2 protein-coding genes are annotated in these 2,688 nt (G+C 29.0%); one reads left to right on the top strand and one right to left on the bottom strand.

Annotated features, from left to right (window positions below; genetic code table 11):
* The first annotated feature begins 320 nt into the window (after positions 1-320).
* On the top strand, positions 321-1,070 hold the full coding sequence (locus ACOX6R_RS07835) for an IclR family transcriptional regulator (RefSeq protein ID WP_433448962.1): 750 nt from the start codon (positions 321-323) through the stop codon (positions 1,068-1,070).
* 398 nt (positions 1,071-1,468) lie between these two features.
* Here ACOX6R_RS07835 and ACOX6R_RS07830 read toward each other — a convergent pair whose 3' ends face one another.
* Positions 1,469-2,455, bottom strand: coding sequence for an IS30 family transposase (locus ACOX6R_RS07830; RefSeq protein ID WP_433448960.1), 987 nt, complete (start codon positions 2,453-2,455; stop codon positions 1,469-1,471).
* Positions 2,456-2,688: the final 233 nt, after the last annotated feature.

The raw sequence follows: 2,688 nt of genomic DNA, 5'->3' as shown, positions 1-2,688 counted from the left end.
ATTGTTGCAAAAAATTTCACTTTTCTTTCACATTCTATATTGTGAAATGATTTTTAGCTCACTAAACTTATACTATAAGTTTTTACTAATATATTTATAAATTTAGGAAAAAGTAAAATTATATTTCGAACAGAATGTAAAAATATTTTATTCGTAAAAAAATTGTAAAGCAAAAAGTGCTAAATAATAATACTTCACATTAAGAGTTATACCCAAATCCCATATTAATAACATTTTGAAGACGTCACAAATTTCACCTGTTATTTCTTTAGGTGAAATGTCTCTCACTTTATGTTATACTTCTATCAGAAGGTGAAATAATGATTCAAAGTTTAATTAAAGCCGCCAATGTTCTGGAGGCACTAAAAGATAGCGACCACGAGCTTACAATTGCAGAAGTATCTGAAACCGTGGACATACCACCTAGCACAGCACACAGAATACTATCTACACTTATAAAAGTTGGGTATGTTGAAAAAAATGAAAGAACTCATCTCTACTCCCTGGGCGCAGGACTTATTCCTCTAGGAATAAAGGCTTCATCATATATCGATCCTCAGTCCGTATCCAAGGAAATATTAAAAGATCTATCAAAAGAAACATCTGAAGACTCTTTCTTAATAATAAAATCAGGCGACAATGGACTTGTCATATCGAAGGCAGAAGGCAGCCACTCACTTAAAATCGTAGAAAATTTTGGACTTGAGATTGCCCTTCACAAAGGAGCCATAAGAAAGACAATACTCGCCTTTCAAAGCGATGAGTACATCGACTATTACTTAAGTAAAAAATTGGAAAATTATTTAGACGGGGTTGTCGACAAAGAAAAATTAAAATCTGACCTTAAAGAAATACGAAACCAAATGTATTCAGTATCTGACTCCGAATATATATCCGATGCCATAGGAATTGGCGCTCCAGTATTTAACTTTAAAAACGAACTATTAGGAGCAGTTGGAGTAGTAGTTCCGCGTGATAGAATAAATAAAGATAACGAATCAAAATACATCGAAGCGGTAAAAAACTGTGGAATGGAATTTTCAAAAAGACTCGGATATTCAAAATATTAACATCAGTTGCAAGAAAACTTGCAACTTTTTTATTGCACGGATTTTGTAGTTTAATTAAATCCCAACAAACAAAAAACCAAGGATTTCTCCTTGGCATGTTAAATATATAAAATTATTAAAACGCAGAGTTTCTAAGCACTTCCTTGATTTTATAAATTCTCATCATTTATTATCCTATAATTATTGCCTAACATTTTCGTTAATACATATATTATAAAAAAGATTATAAAAAAAATTAAAAACGATATAAATATCCATTTTTCTCCAAGCATTTCTACTGGATCTAAAAATTTAATTATAGGAAATATTAAAATTGATCTTATGTTAATTATAAAATGAAGAAGAATAGAGTAGAACAATCTTTTTGTCTCGACGAATTGTCAAATCAAATGCAACACCTATGGTAAGAAACCAAAAAGTTCTTCTTTAGGTGTTTTATATTTTATACATTTTCTTGGTCTATTATTCATTAAACTTAAGTTATAATTTAATTCATCAATATTTACTTCTGACAAATCCATACCTTTAGGATAAAACTCTCTTAAAAGTCCATTACTATTTTCATTTGTGCCTTTTTGCCATGCACAGTAGGGATCACAAAAATAAGTTTTACATCCTAATTCCTTTTCTATTTGCTCAAATTCTGAAAATTCTTTACCTCTATCAAATGTTATTGTTTTTACTAATTCTTTTGGAAAATCTTTTAATGCATTGATTATTGCTGGTGTTACATTTTCCGATTTTCTATTTTCAACTAGGACTGCTATATAATATCTTGATTTTCTTTCTGCTAATGTTACGAAACAATATCTACTTTTTCTTTTATTATCTAATCTGCCTGATTCTACTGTATCTGCTTCCCAATGACCTAATTCTTCTCTTTTATATATTTCTTTAGGTCTTTTCTTAATAGTTCTTCCTTTATCGTTGAATTTTCCTCTTTTTTCTGCTGGTCTTTTAAATTTTCCTTTTCTTCTCAAATTTTCCATACTAGTTTTTGGTAGCTTTTTTGCATGTATTAGTCTATATATGGTTGATGTAGATGGTATTTGATGAATCACATCTGTGCTTCTATTTGATATTTGTTCAGGTGACCAATGTTCGTTAATCTTTGTAGTTAAATAATCAATAACATCTTTAGAAAAATTACTTTTTCTATGGCAGTCCTTCCTTCTATCAATATATTTGTCATTTGCCTTTATTGGGAAGTACTTAGTATAACTTCCTCTACTAGCTTTTATTGTAGATGAATTTCTTTTAATTTCTCGAGATATCGTACTAGGTGACCTTTTAAGTGCTTGTGCAATTTTCCTTATATTCATTCCTAAATTTAAAAATTGATAAATACAAGATCTTTCTTCTATGGTAAGATGGTTATAGCTCATAGTTAATCGCTCCTTTTAATATGTTTTATTTGGTCACTTATATATTAACACAGCTCATTAGCTATGAGTTTATTTTATATTGCACTTGTTATGATAAATTATCTCTCTAAAAATGTTCTTGCTAAATAATATCCAATTATTGCAGCACTTATTATTGTTAAAATATCCACAAAATGTATAATCCCAAAAGAAAAAGCACTAATTAATAAAATTTTGTTCTCACTGTATTTTTC

Source organism: Peptoniphilus sp., assembly GCF_050943655.1.
GTDB lineage: Bacteria > Bacillota > Clostridia > Tissierellales > Peptoniphilaceae > Peptoniphilus_A.
The sequence above is the reverse complement of the archived record's forward strand: the minus strand, read 5'-3'. Positions and strand labels throughout refer to the sequence as shown.

Bases quoted from the DNA above. Each gene is read 5' to 3' on its own strand.
- ACOX6R_RS07835 (WP_433448962.1), top strand. From the start codon at position 321: ATGATTCAAAGTTTAATTAAAGCCGCCAATGTTCTGGAGGCACTAAAA.
- ACOX6R_RS07830 (WP_433448960.1), bottom strand. From the start codon at position 2,455: ATGAGCTATAACCATCTTACCATAGAAGAAAGATCTTGTATTTATCAA.